Source organism: Streptomyces paradoxus, assembly GCF_014202475.1.
GTDB lineage: Bacteria > Actinomycetota > Actinomycetes > Streptomycetales > Streptomycetaceae > Streptomyces > Streptomyces paradoxus.
The window spans coordinates 1-2,889 of the sequence record NZ_JACHGV010000033.1; the positions used below are offsets into that span (position 1 = coordinate 1).

Annotated in this window: 2 protein-coding genes; both read left to right on the forward strand. The window is 73.8% G+C overall.

All coding sequences use genetic code 11. The features are described 5' to 3' along the window. On the forward strand, nucleotides 1-1,035 hold a 1,035-nt coding region (locus HNR57_RS39050; protein ID WP_246555429.1), incomplete at its 5' end, for a phosphopantetheine-binding protein. A gap of 59 nt (nucleotides 1,036-1,094) precedes the next feature. Continuing rightward, a partial coding sequence (locus tag HNR57_RS39055; protein ID WP_184568178.1) for a type I polyketide synthase occupies nucleotides 1,095-2,889 on the forward strand: 1,795 nt, incomplete at its 3' end.

Genomic DNA, 2,889 nt, shown 5'->3' on the forward strand with positions numbered 1-2,889 from the left:
TACGAGGCCCCCCGGATGGCTGTGGTCTCGACGGTGACCGGCCGGCTGGCCGAGGGTGAGGATCTGCGCTCGGCGGACTACTGGGTGACCCAGGTCCGCCAGGCCGTCCGTTACGCCGACGCCGTCACCACCCTGGAGAACGAGGGCGTCACCACCCTCCTCGAACTCGGCCCCGGCGGCGTCCTCGCCGCCCTCGCCGTCCAGGCGGTGCGCGACCCCGACGCCCTGACCGCCACGGTCGCCACCCGCGCGGGACGCCCCGAACCGGAGACCCTGACCGAAGCGCTCGGCACGCTCCACGCCCGAGGCGTCCCCGTCGACTGGGAGGCGTTCTTCGCCGGCACCGGGGCCCGCCGAGTCCCCCTGCCCACCTACGCCTTCCAGCGCCAGCGGTACTGGCTCGACGAGGTCGCGACCGGCGACCACGCCTCCGGCCCCGTCACGCGCGGCACGCCCGGCATTCCGGAGGAGACGGCCCCCCGGGCCGTGCCCCTGGCCGAGCGGCTCGCAACACTGGGCGACGCACAGCGGGAGCAGTACCTCCTGACCCTCGTCACGGAGCTGGTCGCGAAGGTGCTCAAGCACCCCGACACCTCGGCCGTCGTGCCCCACCGTCCCTTCCAGGAACTCGGCTTCGATTCCCTGACCGGCGTCGAACTGCGCAACCGGCTCGGCGCCGAGACCGGTCTCCCCCTGCCCGCCACCGTCGTCTTCGACCATCCGACGCCCGCCGCCCTCGCGGCCTACGTACAGGAGCGGGCCGCCGCCTCCGCCCCCGGGCCGGATGGCTCCGCGACCGAGGAACTGGACCGGCTGGAGGCGTCCTTGGAGACCCTGGCGGCGGACCGCACGCAGCCCGACGAGACCCGCGTGGCACTGTCCGCGCGGCTGAGGGCGCTGGCCGACCGTCTCGCAGGGCCGGCGGGAACGCCGCCCCAGCCCGCCGCCGACGCCGGTGCCACGGACCTCATGGACGCGTCGGCGGACGAGATCTTCGACTTCATCGACACCCAGCTCGGCCGGGCCGCGGACTGACGCCGCCCGCCCACCCCCGCATCACCACCCTTCCGGTACCGAGGAGAGACTGATTCCGCATGTCCGCTGACATGTCCCGCGCGCAGGAGCAGGCCCAGACCAAGGAACAGAAGCTCGTCGACTACCTGAAGTGGGTCACCGCCGACCTGCGGAAGGCCCGCGAGCGCATCGAGACGCTGGAGTCGGCCGCCACCGAACCGGTCGCCATCGTGGGCATGGCATGCCGCTTCCCGGGCGGCGTCACGTCACCGGACGACCTGTGGCACCTGGCCGCCGAAGGCCGGGACGCCATCAGCCCGTTCCCCGAGGACCGCGGCTGGGACCTCGACGCGCTCTACAGCACGGACCGCGACGAACCCGGCACCTCGTACACCCGGGAGGGCGGGTTCCTCGACGGAGCCGCCCTGTTCGACGCCGACTTCTTCGGCATCTCGCCCCGCGAGGCCCGCGCGATGGACCCCCAGCAGCGCGTCCTGCTGGAGACCGCCTGGGAGGCGTTCGAGGACGCCGGGATCGACCCCGCCACGCTGCGCGGGAGCCGCACCGCCGTGTTCGCCGGTGTGATCGAGCAGAGCTACCTCGGACTCGAAGGCCCCGCCGAGCTGGAGGGGCACCTCATGACCGGCAAGCTCAGCAGCGTGGCCTCCGGCCGTATCGCCTACACCTTCGGCCTCGAAGGCCCGGCCGTCTCCATCGACACCGCCTGCTCCTCCTCGCTGGTCGCCCTCCACCTCGCGGTGGAGTCGGTCCGCCGCGGCGAGTCCACCCTCGCGCTCGCCGGAGGCGCGACGATCACCGCGACCCCGGGCGGGTTCGTCGACTTCTCACGCCAGGGCGGACTCGCCCCCGACGGACGGATCAAGTCGTTCGCGGCCGCCGCCGACGGCACCTCCTGGTCGGAGGGCGTGGGCCTGCTGGTGGTGGAGCGGCTGTCGGACGCGGTGCGCAACGGGCACCGGGTGCTGGCGGTCGTGCGGGGCAGTGCGGTGAATCAGGACGGTGCGTCGAACGGTCTGACGGCGCCGAACGGGCCGTCGCAGGAGCGTGTCATCCGGCAGGCCCTGCAGAACGCCCGGCTGGCCCCGGCCGATGTGGACGCGGTGGAGGCGCACGGCACGGGCACCCGGCTGGGCGACCCGATCGAGGCCCAGGCCCTGCTGGCCACCTACGGCCAGGACCGCGAACGGCCCCTGTTCCTCGGCTCGCTGAAGTCCAACATCGGCCACACCGTCGCCGCCGCCGGTGTCGGCGGCGTCATCAAGATGGTGCAGGCGATGCGGCACGGCCTGCTGCCCCGGACCCTGCACGTCGACCGGCCCACGCCCATGGTCGACTGGAGCTCCGGCGCGGTCGAACTGCTCACCGAGGCACGCGAGTGGACCGCCCGGGAAGCGGCCCCGCGCCGCGCCGCCGTCTCCGCCTTCGGAGTGAGCGGCACCAACGCCCACGTCATCCTGGAAGAGGCCCCCGAAGCGGAGCACACCGCTCCAGAGCAGGCCCGGACGCTCCCGGCCGTGCCCTGGCTCCTGTCCGCGCCGGACGAGGACGCCCTGCGCGCCCAGGCCCGGCGGCTCCACGAGCACGTCGCCGCCCACCCCGAGCAGTCGGCCACCGACCTCGCCTACTCCCTGGCCACCACACGCACCCTGCACGACCGCCGTGCCGTCCTGACCGGAGCCGGCCGCGACGACCTGTCCGACGCCCTCCGTCACCTCGCGGAGACGCCCACGGGCTTCGGGGCACCTGTCCGTCCCGGCGGTCTGGCGGTGGTGTTCTCGGGTCAGGGTGCTCAGCGGGCGGGGATGGGCCGGGAGTTGTATGGGGCGTTTCCGGTGTTCGCGGGGGCGTTGGACG